The organism is Sphingomonas sp. Ell38C01 (assembly GCF_055231975.1).
Window position 1 is genome coordinate 1,167,501 of record NZ_JBUYVA010000001.1, and the last position, 16,260, is coordinate 1,183,760.

Annotated in this window: 15 protein-coding genes, 1 tRNA gene and 2 rRNA genes (1 of these 18 cut by a window edge); 10 read left to right on the forward strand and 8 right to left on the reverse strand. The window is 61.9% G+C overall.

Features of this window, described 5'->3' with window-relative positions; genetic code table 11:
* The 3 genes from ACV7NO_RS05460 to ACV7NO_RS05470 form a co-directional block, all read left to right on the forward strand.
* Positions 1–1,834 (forward strand): 23S ribosomal RNA (locus ACV7NO_RS05460) (it extends 958 nt beyond the left edge of the window).
* A gap of 214 nt (positions 1,835–2,048) precedes the next feature.
* Positions 2,049–2,163: ribosomal RNA gene (rrf, locus tag ACV7NO_RS05465) — 5S ribosomal RNA — on the forward strand.
* Positions 2,164–2,301: 138 nt separating this feature from the next.
* A tRNA-Met gene (locus tag ACV7NO_RS05470) sits at positions 2,302–2,378 on the forward strand.
* Positions 2,379–2,719: 341 nt separating this feature from the next.
* On the opposite strand, the gene ACV7NO_RS05475 is transcribed toward ACV7NO_RS05470, so the two are convergent.
* Entirely contained in the window at positions 2,720–3,112 is a 393-nt protein-coding gene (locus ACV7NO_RS05475) for a hypothetical protein (protein WP_463405003.1), read from the reverse strand.
* 115 nt (positions 3,113–3,227) lie between these two features.
* Positions 3,228–4,357 (reverse strand): IS3 family transposase gene (locus ACV7NO_RS05480; protein ID WP_463405004.1). Its coding sequence is split into 2 segments (ribosomal slippage): positions 3,228–4,105 and positions 4,105–4,357, totalling 1,131 coding nucleotides; the frame shifts between segments, so codons are not numbered across the junction.
* Between the two features lie 269 nt (positions 4,358–4,626).
* On the opposite strand from ACV7NO_RS05480, the gene ACV7NO_RS05485 reads away from it, so the two are divergent.
* Positions 4,627–5,124 carry a hypothetical protein gene (locus ACV7NO_RS05485; RefSeq protein ID WP_463405005.1) on the forward strand — a complete coding sequence of 166 codons (498 nt, stop codon included), beginning with the start codon at positions 4,627–4,629 and terminating at the stop codon, positions 5,122–5,124.
* 306 nt (positions 5,125–5,430) lie between these two features.
* Here ACV7NO_RS05485 and ACV7NO_RS05490 read toward each other — a convergent pair whose 3' ends face one another.
* Entirely contained in the window at positions 5,431–5,832 is a 402-nt protein-coding gene (locus ACV7NO_RS05490; protein WP_463405006.1) for a nuclear transport factor 2 family protein, read from the reverse strand.
* A gap of 207 nt (positions 5,833–6,039) precedes the next feature.
* Between ACV7NO_RS05490 and ACV7NO_RS05495 the strand changes: the two genes are divergently transcribed.
* The gene (locus ACV7NO_RS05495; RefSeq protein ID WP_463405007.1) at positions 6,040–7,452 is read left to right on the forward strand and encodes a pyridoxal phosphate-dependent decarboxylase family protein; all 1,413 of its coding nucleotides are present in this window, start codon (positions 6,040–6,042) and stop codon (positions 7,450–7,452) included.
* Between the two features lie 51 nt (positions 7,453–7,503).
* Here the strand turns inward: ACV7NO_RS05495 and ACV7NO_RS05500 are convergent, their stop codons facing one another.
* Positions 7,504–8,946, reverse strand: a complete 1,443-nt coding sequence (locus ACV7NO_RS05500; RefSeq protein WP_463405008.1) for a nitrilase-related carbon-nitrogen hydrolase — start codon at positions 8,944–8,946, stop codon at positions 7,504–7,506.
* Between the two features lie 250 nt (positions 8,947–9,196).
* Between ACV7NO_RS05500 and ACV7NO_RS05505 the strand changes: the two genes are divergently transcribed.
* From ACV7NO_RS05505 to ACV7NO_RS05515, 3 genes are read left to right on the forward strand one after another with little or no spacing between them, the layout of a single operon-like run.
* Positions 9,197–9,991, forward strand: coding sequence for a MerR family transcriptional regulator (locus ACV7NO_RS05505; protein WP_463405009.1), 795 nt, complete (start codon positions 9,197–9,199; stop codon positions 9,989–9,991).
* Between the two features lie 6 nt (positions 9,992–9,997).
* Positions 9,998–11,422, forward strand: coding sequence for an amidohydrolase family protein (locus ACV7NO_RS05510; RefSeq protein ID WP_463405010.1), 1,425 nt, complete (start codon positions 9,998–10,000; stop codon positions 11,420–11,422).
* Positions 11,419–11,916 carry a hypothetical protein gene (locus ACV7NO_RS05515; RefSeq protein WP_463405011.1) on the forward strand — a complete coding sequence of 166 codons (498 nt, stop codon included), beginning with the start codon at positions 11,419–11,421 and terminating at the stop codon, positions 11,914–11,916. Before ACV7NO_RS05510 ends, ACV7NO_RS05515 begins: the two co-directional genes overlap by 4 nt.
* A 146-nt stretch (positions 11,917–12,062) precedes the next feature.
* Here ACV7NO_RS05515 and ACV7NO_RS05520 read toward each other — a convergent pair whose 3' ends face one another.
* Positions 12,063–12,620 (reverse strand): nucleotidyltransferase family protein, encoded by a 558-nt coding sequence (locus ACV7NO_RS05520; protein ID WP_463405012.1) that lies wholly within the window; start codon positions 12,618–12,620, stop codon positions 12,063–12,065.
* 203 nt (positions 12,621–12,823) lie between these two features.
* Between ACV7NO_RS05520 and ACV7NO_RS05525 the strand changes: the two genes are divergently transcribed.
* The gene (locus tag ACV7NO_RS05525) at positions 12,824–13,474 is read left to right on the forward strand and encodes an FMN-binding negative transcriptional regulator (RefSeq protein ID WP_463405013.1); all 651 of its coding nucleotides are present in this window, start codon (positions 12,824–12,826) and stop codon (positions 13,472–13,474) included.
* A 90-nt stretch (positions 13,475–13,564) separates the two neighbouring features.
* On the opposite strand, the gene ACV7NO_RS05530 is transcribed toward ACV7NO_RS05525, so the two are convergent.
* Genes ACV7NO_RS05530 through ACV7NO_RS05540 form a run of 3 tightly spaced genes read right to left on the reverse strand, consistent with a single transcriptional unit; the run spans position 13,565 to position 15,098 of the window.
* Entirely contained in the window at positions 13,565–14,131 is a 567-nt protein-coding gene (locus ACV7NO_RS05530; RefSeq protein WP_463405014.1) for a recombinase family protein, read from the reverse strand.
* Between the two features lie 54 nt (positions 14,132–14,185).
* Complete coding sequence (locus tag ACV7NO_RS05535; protein ID WP_463405015.1) at positions 14,186–14,683, reverse strand: N-acetyltransferase family protein; 498 nt, start codon at positions 14,681–14,683, stop codon at positions 14,186–14,188.
* Between the two features lie 7 nt (positions 14,684–14,690).
* A complete protein-coding gene (locus tag ACV7NO_RS05540) occupies positions 14,691–15,098 on the reverse strand; it encodes a rhodanese-like domain-containing protein (protein WP_463405016.1) in 408 nt (135 codons plus the stop codon).
* A 26-nt stretch (positions 15,099–15,124) separates the two neighbouring features.
* Here ACV7NO_RS05540 and ftrA point away from each other — a divergent pair, with 26 nt between their 5' ends.
* Positions 15,125–16,177, forward strand: coding sequence for a transcriptional regulator FtrA (gene ftrA, locus ACV7NO_RS05545; RefSeq protein WP_463405017.1), 1,053 nt, complete (start codon positions 15,125–15,127; stop codon positions 16,175–16,177).
* Positions 16,178–16,260: the final 83 nt, after the last annotated feature.

The following is a 16,260-nucleotide window of genomic DNA, read 5'->3' on the forward strand; positions in this document are numbered from 1 at the left end:
GTGATATCCGGGAGACAGACGGCGGGTGCTAAGGTCCGTCGTCAAAAGGGAAACAGCCCTGACCTACAGCTAAGGTCCCCAAGTCACGTCTAAGTGGGAAAGCATGTGGAAATCCCAAAACAACCAGGAGGTTGGCTTAGAAGCAGCCATCCTTTAAAGAAAGCGTAACAGCTCACTGGTCTAAACAAGGGTTTCTGCGGCGAAGATGTAACGGGGCTCAAGACGTGCACCGAAGCTTAGGGTGTGTCGCAAGACACGCGGTAGCGGAGCGTTCCGTAAGCCGTTGAAGCGATCTGGTAATGGGTCGTGGAGGTATCGGAAGTGCGAATGCAGACATGAGTAGCGATAAAGAGGGTGAGATGCCCTCTCGCCGAAAGACCAAGGGTTCCTGCGCAAGGCTAATCCGCGCAGGGTGAGCCGGCCCCTAAGACGAGCCCGAAGGGGGTAGTCGATGGGAACCACGTTAATATTCGTGGGCCTGGTGGTGTGTGACGGATCGTGTGTGTTGTCAGCTCTTATCGGATTGAGCTGGCTTCGAAACGGTTCCAGGAAATAGCCCCACCGTATAGACCGTACCCGAAACCGACACAGGTGGTCAGGTAGAGTATACCAAGGCGCTTGAGAGAAGTGTCCTGAAGGAACTCGGCAAATTGCCTCCGTACCTTCGGAAGAAGGAGGCCCCATGTAAGCGCAAGCTCTCATGGGGGGCACAGGCCAGGGGGTAGCGACTGTTTAGCAAAAACACAGGGCTCTGCTAAGTCGGCTTCAAGACGACGTATAGGGCCTGACGCCTGCCCGGTGCCTGAAGGTTAAGTGGAGGGGTGCAAGCTCTGAAATGAAGCCCAGGTAAACGGCGGCCGTAACTATAACGGTCCTAAGGTAGCGAAATTCCTTGTCGGGTAAGTTCCGACCTGCACGAATGGCGTAACGACTTCCCCACTGTCTCCAGGACATGCTCAGCGAAATTGAATTCTCCGTGAAGATGCGGAGTACCCGCGGTTAGACGGAAAGACCCCGTGCACCTTTACTGCAGCTTCAGAGTGGCATTAGGAAGGAACTGTGTAGCATAGGTGGGAGGCTTTGAAGCATCGGCGCCAGCTGATGTGGAGCCATAGGTGAAATACCACCCTGTTGTTTTCTGATGTCTAACTTCGATCCATGAAACTGGATCAAGGACCCTCTGTGGCGGGTAGTTTGACTGGGGCGGTCGCCTCCTAAAGAGTAACGGAGGCGCGCGATGGTTGGCTCAGGTCGGTTGGAAACCGACTGTTAGAGTGCAATGGCATAAGCCAGCCTGACTGCGAGACTGACAAGTCGAGCAGAGACGAAAGTCGGTCATAGTGATCCGGTGGTCCCTCGTGGAAGGGCCATCGCTCAACGGATAAAAGGTACGCCGGGGATAACAGGCTGATAACCCCCAAGAGCTCATATCGACGGGGTTGTTTGGCACCTCGATGTCGGCTCATCACATCCTGGGGCTGGAGCAGGTCCCAAGGGTTTGGCTGTTCGCCAATTAAAGTGGTACGTGAGCTGGGTTCAGAACGTCGCGAGACAGTTTGGTCCCTATCTGCCGTGGGCGTCGAAATTTGAGAGGAGTTGACCCTAGTACGAGAGGACCGGGTTGAACGTACCTCTGGTGTACCTGTCGTTCTGCCAAGAGCGCAGCAGGGTAGCTATGTACGGACGGGATAACCGCTGAAAGCATCTAAGCGGGAAGCCTCCCTCGAGATAAGATTTCTTAGGACGGTCGGAGACCACGACCTTGATAGATCGGATGTGGAAGTGGAGTAATCCATGGAGCTAACCGATACTAATCGTCCTATTCGCGCTTGAGAGTCCCACCATCAATGACAACCCTGGATCAAACCAGCGTACGTCATGCATGTGTCGGATGATAAGCTCGACGCCAGATATGACGACATCCCCACCGTCTGGGGTGTCGACACCACAAATCACAAAAGTGCACGCATCGATTTTAAGGACGCCGTCAAGACCGCAAGGTTCCGGCGTCCGTGACCCAGATCCTCAGGCGTCCACCGGCTTCATTGCCTGGTGACCATAGCGTCGGTGTCCCACCCGATCCCATCCCGAACTCGGCCGTGAAACCCGACCGCGCCAATGGTACTATCGCTCAAGCGATGGAAGAGTAGGTCGTCGCCAGGCATTGCAGCCGGTGTGCGCCCAAGGATCCACACAGTCACATCAAGAACCCATCTACCATGTCATGGCCCTCGTGGCCGCTCACGCCTCCGCCCCAAGCGGAGGCGTTCGCGTTCCACGATACACGCCAACATCCAGTGTCGCGGGGTGGAGCAGCCCGGTAGCTCGTCAGGCTCATAACCTGAAGGTCACAGGTTCAAATCCTGTCCCCGCAACCACCTTTTTCAATAATATCAGTGAGATAGCAAAAGCCCGCTTCACCCGAAGCGGGCTTTTTGCGTTAGCACACGACTAGCACAAAATTTGACATTTTCGACCGCCTCCGGTATGTTCCTGTTATGTCTCAACATGCATCGGCAGGCCCCTCATGCAGCGGCACGAAGTTCTAGGCGGCAAGGTCCAACTTTATCGTCGCGCCGCCAAAGGAAACTGGTGGTGCTCGGCTTCCGTGGATGGTCAGCAACGCCGGTCAACGACGAAGCAGGATAGCCTGTCCCTAGCCAAGCAGGTCGCCGAGGACTGGTATCTTGGTTTGCGCGGCAAGAGCGCCGCCGGCCTCCTAAAGTCGGAAAAGACGTTCCGTCAGGCTGCGGCCCAATTCACAAAAGAGTATGGTGTCATCACCGAGGGCGAGCGCAGCGAACGCTGGGTCGAAGGCCATGACATCCGCCTGAGGGTTCACCTGCTGCCTTTCTTGGGGGATTTGGGTGTCTCCGAGATCACACCCGGGAAGGTGCAGGAATACCGGGTTCACCGGATGACCTCGCGTATGGAGGTTAATCCACACTCCAAAAGCAACCGACCGGTAACCGGCAAGCCCCCAGCGCGCAGCACGCTCCATAATGAGATCGTGACGCTGCGGCAGGTGCTGAAGACTGCCATCCGCCACGGCTGGCTGGCCTTCCTCCCGGATCTTTCTCCCCCCTATAAAACGTCCGGCAAGATCGTGCATCGGCCGTGGTTCAGCCCGACCGAATACAAGCAGCTCTACAAGGCTACCGGCGCCTACGCGAAGGAGCCGTTCCACGATCACTACCGCTGTGACGTGCTCCCCAAAGCTCTACCAGTCATAACTGGAGTCCGGGGTTGGTATGGTGCCCCTCGGGGCGGTGTTGCGCAACCTGCCTGGCAGCATCGGCGGGCGTCAGCCCGCCAACGCCGCTATGCGGCCGCACGTGGTTGTAGTCGTCGCGCCAGAGCCGCAGCACCGAGCGGGCGTGGCCGAGCGACACGAACAGCGTCTCGTTGAGGCACTCGTCGCGCAGGCGGCCGTTGAAGCTCTCGACGTAGCCGTTCTGCTGCGGCTTGCCGGGCGCGATGTAGTGCCACTCGATGGGTCGCTCTTGCGTCCATCTCAGGATCGCCAGGCTGGTCAGCTCGGTGCCGTTGTCGCTCACGATCATCAGCGGCGGTGCGCCTCTGGCCGCGATGATGGCGTCGAGCTCGCGAGCGACGCGGGCGCCTGACAGTGAGGTGTCGACCACCAGCGCGAGGCATTCCCGCGTGAAGTCATCGACGACCGCAAGGATGCGGATGCGCCGGCCGCTGATCAGCGTGTCGCTGACGAAGTCGAGGCTCCATCTCTGGTTCGGACCTTGCGGCAGCGTCATCGGCGCCCTTGTCCCCATGGCTCGCTTCCGGCCACGACGGCGCCTGACCCGCAGGTTCTCCTCGCGGTAAAGCCGCAGCAGCTTCTTGTGGTTCATGACCAGGCCCTCACGAGCCAGCATGATGCCAAGCCGCCGGTAGCCGAAGCGACGACGTTCCGACGCGATCTCTCGCAGCCGCGACCGTAGGTCGCCATCATCACTACGCCGGGGCGCGTAGCGCACCGACGTCCTGTCCGCGCCGAAGATGGTACAGGCCCGACGCTCGCTGATGCCGAACAACCGTCGAGCATGCTCGACAGCCTTCCGCTGAGCGGCGGGCCTCACCAGTTTTTTGCCGCGACCTCCTTCAGAACGGCATTGTCGAGCATGGCATCGGCCAGCAGCCGTTTGAGCCGGCCGTTCTCCTCCTCCAGCACCTTCAGCTTGCGCGCCTGCGACACGTCCATGCCGCCATACTTGGCCTTCCACGCGTACAAGGTGGCGCTGCTGATCCCGTGCTTGCGACACACGTCGGCGGTCTTCATCCCGCCCTCCTGCTCGCGCAGCACCGCAATGATCTGCTCCTCGCTGAACCTGGTCTTCTTCACGTCCGTCTCCTCACGAAGGCGGACTCTAGCTCAAACTGGCAGAGTTTCAGGGGAGCACGTCAGGAGAAATGAAAGCCGGTCCCCGCACGATCGAACTCGTAGCCTGAGGGGCGGGGACCTTTAGATATCAGCGCTGATTGGCACGGTTCTGTCAGCGATAAGTGGCCCGTTGCGGAGTGGCGCGGGTTTCTCGGAATCGATGCTGAATTGGGAATGGCGTCCTGTTCGCCAAGATAGCATATCTGCACACGATCGAGGCAAAACAGGAAATGGTGTTGCTGACGTTGATGCTCATGCTGGCGACGCCAGCCTACACCGTACCGCCGGGCCTGGCTGGAGTGGCCGGCTTGCAAGGTTGCTGGAAAGTAAGCGGGCAGGTTCAGGGTAAAAACTCGCCATCGATTGCTCGGGGGGAGTGGCATCTAGGTCGACGCTATTTCACTCTGCACATGCGCGCGACCGGATCGGACCCGTATGAGGCAGCAATCACCTATGGCGCCGGTGAGAAGCCCCAATCAATCGGGTCGGTATTTTCCGACACCTTCGGTGGGCTGTACGAACCCTCGCTTGGCCTCGGTGAGTTGGAGCAGGGCGGATTCGTGCAACGCTACCGCTTCTCGGACGCTACGTATGTAAATCGGTTCAGCCGCTCCGGCACTGACTGGCGTTGGACCATCACCGAGGAGACGAAGGACAAGCCGCCGTCTGTTTTTGCGGATTATCACCTGCGCTCGACTTCATGCCGCGGAATGAAGTTCGATTACTGAGGTATCCGCGGCACACCGCACCGTATGGAAGCCTGTTGATGCGATCACGCTGTCCAGCCATCACGGCGATATGACCGCTGTTCCACTTGGCCCGATCGTTCCCGAAGCAACCCGTCCTCCGCCGCGGTTCGAGTGTCATTGGTTCTCAATCTTAGAGCCAGAATTGCCCGCACGACGCGCACTGTTCGAGGCATGGCTGGACGACGGCAACTTAGACGCGGCTGGCGTGGCCCTGCATTCGTTATCGCCGCGCATCTGACGGGGACCAGGGCTTCTCCTTTCAGATCGAGAAATGGGAAAGCTGCATCAGCCCTCCCAGAACGCCTTATCGTTGCTGATATCGGATGCGAAGAACGAGGCTTCCGTGATGTGGCCGCCTTCGAAGCCGAAGACGGCCATTTCCTGCCCCCGGATAGTTCGGCCGTTCTTGTCTGCGCTCCACTCGATGACGGCAGCGCAATGGCTCGCCGTCTCAACAGTGCTCGCGACCCGCAGCGAAAACGTGCCGCCCGTGGTGGCCAGGGCACGCTTGAGCATGTCTACAATCGCATCGGCTCCCTGAAGATGCCCCATATGATCGCCTACGACCGGTTCATTCCAACGCACATCGTCCGCCAGCCACTGGCGTAGTGCGTCTGGATCGTTTGCCTGTCGCGCCTCATAGAAGGCGTGGACCAGTGCGGCGGGTGATTGATACTCGGTATTCATGCGGCTGTGTAACGGCGGCATGGCGACGTCGCCAACACCTTCCCGATCAGGAACGACCCGCGAGACGGACGGTGCGTTTCCACAACAATCGTCGATCGGGATGGAACATGGGCTGTCAAAGTCACCATCGCGAGTTCGACAACAAGATGCGGGACGCCAGCGACCTCTGACCGTGGCAGGATCACAACGGGCCACGAAGAGGACGCCATGAACCCTGAAACCGCCGCGCTGACGCGCGCCTGCCGGCACGCCACCGAGTATCTGGAAGGGTTGGACAGTCGCCCGGTCGCGACGACGACTGGCCTCGACGAACTGCGCCGACGCCTGAATGTCGAGCTGGGCGCATCCGGCACGCCGGCGGAGACCGTGATAGACGAGCTGGTGGCCGCTACGGCTGGGGGGCAACTCGGCTCGGCCAGCGGACGGTTCTTCGCCTGGGTGATCGGTGGCGCACTTCCTTCAGCACTTGCCGCCGACTGGCTCGCCTCGACCTGGGACGTGAACGCCACGATGTATGCCTGTGGTCCCGCGGCGGCCGTTACCGAGGAAATCGCCGGCGCGTGGGTGAAGGACGTGCTCGATCTGCCCCGCGACGCCTCCTTCGCGTTCACCACCGGATGCCAGCTTGCCCATGTGACCTGTCTGGCTGCCGCCCGCCACGCCGTCTTGGCCCGTGCCAGCTGGGATGTGGAGCGGGACGGGATGGTCGGCGCACCCACCATTCGCGTGCTGGCGACCGAACAGCGCCACGGCTCGATTGAACGTGCGCTGCGTCTCCTCGGACTCGGTACGCGGGCGCTCATCCCGCTGGCAACCGGCGAGGACGCCCGCCTAAGAACCGACGCACTGGCCGATGCCCTAGCCGCCGAAATCGGCCCGACGATCGTCATCCTCGATGCGGGCGATCTCAACGTCGGCGCGTGCGACCCGTTCGGCGAACTGATCCCTATGGCGCGGGCAGCCGGCGCATGGGTCCATATCGACGGCGCGTTCGGCCTGTGGGCGCGTGCGAGCCGCGAACATCGACACCTGGTCGAAAGCGTGGATCTGGCGGACAGTTGGGCGACGGACGCTCACAAATGGCTCAATACGCCGCAGGACAATGGTATCGCGATCGTCCGCGACCGCGCGGCGCATCGCGCCGCCATGACGCTCACCGCGCATTATCTCGTGCCCGGCGGCGACGCGCGCGACGCGATCGACTGGACGCCCGACTGGACCCGCCGCGCAAGGGGATACGCCGTTTATGCCGCGTTGCGCGAGTTGGGACGCGATGGGCTGTCGGCGATGATCGACGGCTGCTGTCGCCATGCCGTCGCGCTGGCCCGCGGCATCGGCGAACTCGATGGCGTCGAGCTGGTGGCGATGCCGAGCATGAACCAGGGACTGGTGCGGTTCCTCGATCCGCGTGCCCAGTCCGATGCCGATCACGACCGTTACACGGATGCGGTGATCGCCGCGATCAACGCGGAGGGGACGGCGTTTTTCAGCGGCACGCTCTGGCGCAGCCGACGCGCCATGCGAATCAGCGTGGTCAACTGGCGCACGTCGGACGCCGACGTGCGTGCGACGGTGCAGGCGGTCGGTCGCGTGTTGGCGCAGATGAAGCCGGCGATCTGAGCGCGGCCGCCTTCCCGTAAACGATCGAGAAACGAGAAACATCATGGCCTCTCAAAATCCGTCTTTCGCAGCTGGTTTCGAGAAACCGCCAAGCCTCAAAATCAGCAACAGCACCCAAGCCAAGACGCAAAGCCAGCCGAATACGTCCCCGAACCTGGCGTAAATGGTCGCATCACCGGGATCGACGGGCGTCCGGGTGACCAAAGCGCCCATAGTGGCACTGCTTCGACGTTCGGCGATCACGCGGCCATGACGATCGCTCACGAAGCTGGTGCCATGCCGGGCCGCTCGGGCAATGGAAAATCCACCTTCGACGCCACGCAGGACCGTCATGCGAGCGGTCAGCCAGTCATCCACCTCGAAGTCATTCGCCGGCACCAGCATAAGGCGGGCATTGTCGTTGGCATAATCGCGTCCGAGCGTCGGAAAATGCATATCCTTGCAGATCGCCACCCCAATTCCGGCCATGCCATCGTGCAGGACGACGGTGCTGGTGCCCGGTGTGATGCCCGCTTCGACGCCGGGCACCAGATGCTGCTTTACATACCAGCGGTAGGAGCCGTCCGGCCGAGCGATCAGCGCGCGATTGGTGACCTGCTTCGCCTCGTCCACGATGACGCCGACTACGATCGTGACATTCTTTCGTGCGGCATACGCCGCGAGCGATCGAGCGCCTTGGTCGATCGCGGCGATTGGAAGCCGAACGACACCCTCCGGTAGCAGCACGATCGTTCCCGGCTCGGCCACTCGCGCGATCTCCGGGCCATAGGCGCGACGGAAAGCATCCCAATCGCGAGGTTGTGACGGGATGCCGTCCGTCGCGATCAGGGCGACCCGTGCTCCCGATGCCGGTGTCGTGCCAGATAAGCGCGTGAACCCGAATAGCAGGGTCGCACCAATCACCGTTACGGCAGCGGAAAAGACCATCAGCGCGCCTCGCCGAGCCATCTTCATCTTCGTCGCAAGCATGACTCCGAACACGCTGCCCCCGAGCAGGACGACGAATGTGATCGCCGGCACGCCACCAAGGCTCGCGACCTGAATGACGGGTAGTGCGTTCATCTGGCTGTACGCGATGCTTCCGGCGCTACCGTGCGGCGACAGGTAAATCAGGAGGGTGTCGATCGCCGCCCAGGTGATTGGAAGGGCGAGCACGGCCGGAAGGAGGCGTCGCCGTTCCACAAAGGTCGTGGTGAGCCGGACCGCGCTCGACCATGCCAAGGCGACAAGCACCAAGATCAGGAGGGCGGCGAACCAACCGCCGACGATCAAGTGATAGGAGAAGCTGCTGGCGCCGCCGATCAGACCAGTCAGCAGTGTAAGCCAGCGTCGATGTGCGACAGGCGCGCGCAACGTCGCGACGATCACGGGGGCCGGTGCCAGCCACGCCGCCCACCATATCGGGTGCATGGCATAGCTCATTGCGAGCAGCACGCCCGAAACCACCGAAAGGCCGTAGTTCCCTAGCGTTTCGCTTTTCATTCCCGACATCATGCCCCCTTCAGGCGTCGGTCATAACGCTCGTGAAACCTCCTGCAACGCGCATCAGGTGCCTTCCCGATTGGGATCGAAAAAAGAGAGCGCGACTGGCTTCCCGAAATCCCGCCTGGATCGAAAGATGAAAACACTAGCGGCGATCTAGCCGAGGCCGGATCGACCGGGCTTCGGCTACGGATTTCACTGTCTATCGCCAATTGCAGCCGGAACTTGCATCGGACCCTGGGTCCGGTTCCAAGGTTCATCCATGCTGAGTCGGAACAACACTCCAAACACTGATCGCTGGCTTGGTCCGGGTGAGCTTGCCCGTGAGGCCAGAACGTCGATCAAGGCGCTTCGCGTCTATGAGAAGGCGGGACTGCTCACGCCCGACCGTCGCGAACGCGGTTGGCGCCTGTACGGACCGAAGCACATTGCGCGCCTGCATCAGATACTGGCGCTGAAGGCACTTGGCCTGTCGCTGAAGCAGATCGGCGAAACGCTCGGGCGTGATGGCCTCGCCATCGGCCGGATCATGGACCTTCAGGCAAGGCAGCTTGCCACCGTTATCCGCACCGCCCGCAGCCAGTTGAAGCGGGTTCAGCACGCCCGCGACCAACTGGCGACCGGGGGGGAGATATCACCTGAACTCCTGTTCGAGCTGGCGCGCGACCTCGCGCCATCTGCAATGATCGATCTGAAGGAAGTGCGGGCAGCGATTGACGCAGCAATATGCGACACGGTCGAGCAGGCGATAGTCAGTTCCGTCGTCAACAAGCCTGCCACCGGAAGGGTCACGGAAAGCGACATCGTGGAATTGCTGGACGAGGCTGCCATCGGTGCCGCCGCCGCCGATCCTGATTCCAGCAGCGCCCGTGGGCTCGCAGATCGTTGGCTGGCGCTTGCTGCCGATCTCGACCTTCCAGCCACGGATACCGAGGAAGATATCGCGCTTCGTCGCGTCGTGGCGCGGATGATTGCTGACCCGGCCCTGGCCGAACCGCTGGCGTTCCTTCGTGCCGCCGTCGAACGGCGAACCGCTCGCCTCCAAAAGAAAGGTTGACGCCCCATGCGCTCGCTTATCGCCGCCGTGCTGATGCTCGGCGCTGCATCGTCACCCGCGCCGGTCATTGCCCAAACGGTCTATACCGGCGTCACCATCCTCGATCCGTTGACCAAAGCGCGGCTTCCGGGCCGCTACGTCGTTGTCAAGGGCGAACGAATTGTAGCGATCGGCAAGGGCCGTGTTCCGCGCCGCTACGCCAATGCAAGCCGCACAGACATGGCGGGCCGTTTCGCCATGCCCGGCCTGTTCGACACGCACGCGCATATCACGCTCGGTCCGGTGACCCCACAGGTCAAGGACGGTGCTGTGAGCCTGACGGTCGCCGGCAACGACGCGATCACACGCCATGACGCGCTGATGCTGCTGGCGGCCGGCGTGACGACGATCCGCGATCCGGGCGGCGACACTGTCCGCATGGTCGCTTACCGCGACGCAGTCGCCGCCGGGCGGTTGAGCGGACCAGAGGCAAAGGTCGCAGGCGCAGTGATCGACCGTTCCGCCTTTCCGGTACGCGGGCTCGTCGATCGTGTCGATGAGAGCCACAGCGTCGCTGCCTATGTGACGGCACAAGCCCAGGCAGGCGTGAACTACGTCAAACTGTACGAAGCGCTGACCCCTGCCGACTTGGCGTCCGGCATCAAAACCGCCCATGACGCGGGCGTCACCACCATCGCGCATCTCGGTGACGTAAGTTGGACCCAGGCGGCGCGGCTCGGGATCGACTCCCTCGTACACGCCATGCCGATTTCGCCGGATCTGCTGCCAGCGGCCAAACGCGCCGCCTACCTCGCGAAGCGTCGCCCCGGTCCCTATGCCTTCTTCGAATGGTACGAACAGGTCGATCTCGACGGACCCGAGATGCGGGAGATGATCCGCACCATCGCCGAGAAGCGCATCCCTGTGGATGCGACGCTCATCGCCTTCAACCTTGCGTTCTATGGCAACGACCAAGCCTACCGCGATCGTGACCTGGCCTGGGCACATCCTGCCATGACGCAGAATTGGGAAACGGCGTTCCGCTTCGATCTTGGCTGGAAGCCTGACGATTATGCACGTGCACAGGCCGTGTGGCCCAAGGTTCAGCGCTTCGTTCGGATGCTGCATGCGGCGGGCGTGCCACTGACCATCGGGACCGACATGAACAACCCGTTCGTGGCGCCTGGCATCAGCCTGACGCGGGAAGCGGCGCTGCACGTCGCAGCCGGTATCCCCGCCTGGGATGTGCTACGCATGGCAACAACGAACGCGGCAAGGCTCTTGAAGGTCGATGACCGGACCGGACGTCTGCAACCGGGGATGGAGGCCGATATCCTGTTCCTCGATGCCGATCCGTCGACGGACATCAATGCGCTGGCGCGTGTCACGGGCGTGGTCGAGAACGGTCGTTTCCACCGGCCCGAGGCGTTGAAGGCGGAGGCGAAACGATGATCGCGCTGGTAGCCGCGCTGCTCGCCGCTTCGGCGGCTTCGCCTCCCACTTGCCGGGATGGCGCCACTGCGAACAGTGCGGTCACCGCGGTCTACAACCTTGTGTCCGTGCCGGCCGGCGGGTCCTGGGACTGGGAGCGGATCGGTGCATTATTTCTCGATCGAGGCGTGTTCGTAACGATGATGCCGCGCGAGGGCAGTGCCCTGATGTCCAAGGCGGATGTGCCAGCGCTGCGCGCGCAAACCGAGGCCGCCTACAGGCAGTCCGGTTTCCTTGAGCGTGAATATCGACGCGAGACCCGTATCTTCGGCGACATCGCCTCGATCTACAGCAGCTTCTACATCGCCATGCCGGAGGCAAGTGATCGTCCGCTTGCACGCGGACTCCACCATTTTCAGTTGGTCAGAGCCGAGGGCTGCTGGCGGATCGTCAGCAATATATCGCAGATGGAAGGTGCCGGATGGACGGTGCCACCTGCCTTCGTAGACAAATGAGGGTCAGGGCCAAATTGGCTAACGCGCCCGTGACGTTCGCAGAATTTCCCGATTGGGAACGGTTAGGGAGACGCCGCAGGCGTTCTCGGAATCGATGCTGGATCGGGAATTTTGGCATTGGGCAGATGCCGGCGTTCGCACGCTGTCTAATTCGCCTTTTCCCCCAATAAAGGCCAGGCATTCAGCCAACCTTTCGATCGCACTCGTTCCTCGTAGATGTGGCGCTTGTCGCCAGCGAAGCGCGAAGTGGGCCGCAGGACTAGGCGCATCAGATCGCCTAGCCCGAGGGGGGCCGCCACTTCGCAGTCATATTTGCCAACGCAGCGAACGGCTACGGCGGTTGCCGTCTCGGGCCAGTATCGCATCGCGTCGGTCGCCGAGGAATACGGCTGATCGTTATTGCGATCGTGCATTCTCGCCTGGTTCTTAACGGACCATGCGATCCCCGGCTCTACGGCACACAGCGCCGCTTCACGCTTCCTGTCTTCCACCGCATCGCGGCAGAGCGGATCGTGCCAGATTACATCGACATCGCCCGCTGGTGCAGCGGGGGAGCGGCCGTGAAGATGGTCCCAGATAGCGTTCCTGACGAAACCGGCGCCGATCCAACCGTCAGGCAGGTCCAAGGCACCAACCACGCCGAGAAGATGCCAGCGGATCGGATCGGCCCGCAATACCGCGATGACCTGTGAAGCAGCATCCATCCGGCGATGCTATCGTCGCCGCCCGCCGTAGGGAACGGCGGAATTCGCGTGGCCGTCCGGGATGCTGCTCTCCCGATTAGGAACGGCCAGTGAAACGGTCGGCGCATTCCCGTTGGGATCGAGTTTTGGCAAAGGGCGTTTCCGCGCTGCTCGGCGTTGTATGGTATTAATGGAAGCTCCCCATTAAGCTGAAAGCAGCGCACTTGGCTGAAGGTGATGTCGTGTTCTGTCCCGCCGTGTTCCGAGAAGACCGTCCGGAGATTTTACGCGGATTGATCCGCACCCATCCTCTCGGCACGCTAGTCACGCATGGGAAAGCCGGCTTCACGGCCAACCTGGTGCCGTTCACGGTGGTAGAACAAAAGGATGGAACGGATCTTCTTCGCGCCCACCTCGCGCGAGCCAACGATCAGGTCGGCGAATTGCGTGAGGCCAATGAGGCGTTGATCATCTTCCAGGGGCCGCAGGCCTATGTCACGCCATCGTGGTATCCGACGAAGCAAGAGCATGGCCGCGCCGTCCCGACGTGGAACTACATCTCCGTCCAAATTCGCGGCCGACCGTCAATCTTTGAGGAAGCTGGCTGGCTGCGGGCCCAGCTGGATGCGCTAACCGATCAGCAAGAGCGGCACCGGCCTGAGCCCTGGATGGTGAATGATGCACCCGCGCCATTCGTCGCAGGACAGCTCAAAGCCATTGTGGGCCTTGAGATTCCGGTCAGCCGGATCGAGGGCAAATGGAAGGCGAGTCAGAATCAGCCAGCGGTGAACCGCTCTGGTGTAGTTGCTGGTCTTCGACAAAGCGCGCATGCGTCTGAGATGGCTGACTTGGTCGATAGTCTCGGTACACGATGAATTAGCTTCCCGAAAGCGAACGACGATCGAGAAAAGGGTTCTATTCTCGATTGTCGTGCCGTGTGGATACGTGAGAAAACCGCGCCTCGTTCAGTTCGATGGATGATGACCGCCGGGGCAGTGGCGGTAGAATGTCGATAAGCCGACTTGTAGCAGCTTGGCGATCTTCGCGGGCTTATCGCCGGCTGCGAGCAACTTTTGCGCCGTGTCGATTTTCTCTGGCGTCATTGCAACCTTGCGCCCCCCGCCGCTGCCTCCCCTAGCGCGAACTGCGGCCAAGCCAGCGATGGTGCGCTCCTTTACCAGCTCACGTTCCATCTCTGCGACCGAGGCAAGAATGTGAAAGAGAAGCCGTCCAGAGGGCGTGGCCGTATCAAATCCGTCGGTCAGTGATCGGAAGTCGACCATGCGAACCGACAGACCTGCAGCCAACTCTATGAGGCCGCGAATGGATCGACCAAGGCGGTCGAGCTTCCAGATCATTAGCGTATCCCCCGCCCGCGCGAATTGAAGGGCGTCGGCTAACCCTGGGCGATCCGCCTTCGCGCCGCTTGCCTTATCCGTGAAAATCTTCTCACAGCCGGCCTTCCCGAGCGCATCGATCTGCAATGTCAGATCTTGGTCGATGGTCGACACGCGAGCATAACCTATGAACATTAGCTGGGATTTCCGTGGCAGAGTTAAACGATAATCGCTGCTGGCGCGGTCGTCTCACGAACTACGGTCAGGGCGGTCGCACCCGTACGTCGTCCGCAGGATGAAGCGCGCTTTCGGCAACATCGACGCGCCTTCGCGGAGGTAGAAGCGGGCGGCGTTCTCGTTCCAGTCGGGCGTCTGCCACTGTATCTCGGGTATCTGGAACGCCGCGGCATGGTCGCGTACAGCGGTCAGCAGAGCTGCCCCGATCCCGCTGCTCCGATGGCCTTCACCGACGAACAGGCAGTCGAGGTGGAGGAACGGCCGCCCTGCCCATGTCGAGAAGTCCATTGTCGCGGTAGCGTACCCGATCAGCCCGCCCGCTTGCACGGCGACCCAGGCAGTGAGGGGGGCCGGTTTTAGATCGAGGGCGGACCGAAGAGCGTCCAGGCTGACGTTGGCCTCCCCTCCCTCATAGGCAGCATGACTGCGGATCAGCGAGAGCATCGCTTTCGCATCCGACCCATTTGCAGGTCGAACGCGGAAGCCGGTTCGGCTGTCGACGATGGTCATACCCGGATCAGGCACCCGGCTGCCCGCTTTCGAGTGGAAACCCTTCATCGATCCAGCCAGTCACTCCGCCGGTCATGATCTTCACCGGCCGCGACAGCCGTGCCAGTCGAAGCGCTCCCCGCGCCGCGCCGTTGCAATGCGGGCCGGCGCAATAGGTCACGAACACTGTATCCTGAGGCCACGCGGCCAGCTTTGACGCGATGATCTTGCCGTGCGGAAGGTTGATCGCGCCTGACACATGCCCCTTGGCGAAAAGATCGGGTCCGCGCACGTCGAGCAGGACGAAGCCGGGATCGGGCCGCGACAGCGCGTCGTGAACGTCCCAGCAATCCGTCTCGAAACGGAAGCTGCCGGCGAAGTGAGCTTCAGCCTCGGGGGCGGGTGCTGCGGGAATGTCGATGACGGCGTTGGGCATGGAGCGTCTCCTGATGATGACGCCTTGTGGCCGATCATTACCTGCTCTCGCCATCGGCAGGATTGCCGTTTATCATAAGGATCATGCCAAACCCCGCTGCCTTGCCCAACCGCCGGGTCGTTGCCCTGGCCTATGACGGCCTCTGCACGTTCGAATTCGGGATCACGGCGGAGGTGTTCGGCCTCGCGCGGCCGGAGATGGGCGCTGATTGGTACAGCTTTACAGTGTGCGCAGAACGTCCCGGGCGGCTGGCGACGAATGCCGGCCTGACGGTTCAGGTGGATGACGGCCTGGACATGCTGGCGGAAGCCGGAACGGTCGTGATTCCCGGATGGCGATCGGAAGGCGAGCCACCATCGGAACGCCTGCGCGCAACTCTCCTTGCCGCCCACGCGCGAGGGGCGCGACTGGTATCCATCTGTTCGGGCGCCTTCCTGCTGGCGGCCACGGGATTGCTGGATGGCCGGAGGGCTACGACGCACTGGCGCTATGCCGAACGCCTGCAAGCGGCTCATCCCTCCATCCTCGTGGACGCCGACACGCTTTACGCGGGAGATGGCCGCGTCTTCACGTCCGCCGGGTCAGCGGCCGGCATCGACCTGCTGCTTCATCTCGTCCGCCTGGATTTCGGTCCGGATGCGGCGAACAGCGTGGCGCGCCGCCTGGTGGTCGCGGCACACCGCAGCGGCGGGCAGGCCCAGTTCATCGAGTGCCCGGTCATGTCGCGATCGGACAGCCCCCTCGGCGGATTGCTCGAACAACTGCGGCGTGATCCGGCGCGACAATGGACGATCGGGCAGATGGCCCGCGCAGTCGCAATGAGCGAGCGCACGCTGGCACGCCGCTTCCGGGAAGAAACGGGACGCAGCCCGTTTGCATGGCTGACCACACAGCGGATCGCGTCGGCACGCGATCTGCTCGAAACGACGAACCTGCCGATGGAGCATATCGCCGAGAAGGCCGGTATGGGGAGCGCGACCAATCTCCGGCTGCACTTCACCGCCAGCGTCGGCATACCGCCGAACCTCTATCGCAAGCAGTTTCGCCTACAGGAGCGCCCGCTCTCGCCAGCGCCATGAAGGCGTTCAAGTTTGCGAAGGGGCTTTCCCATTGGGAACGGCGCGCGAGACGGCCCAGGCTTTCCCATTGGGATGGTGAATTG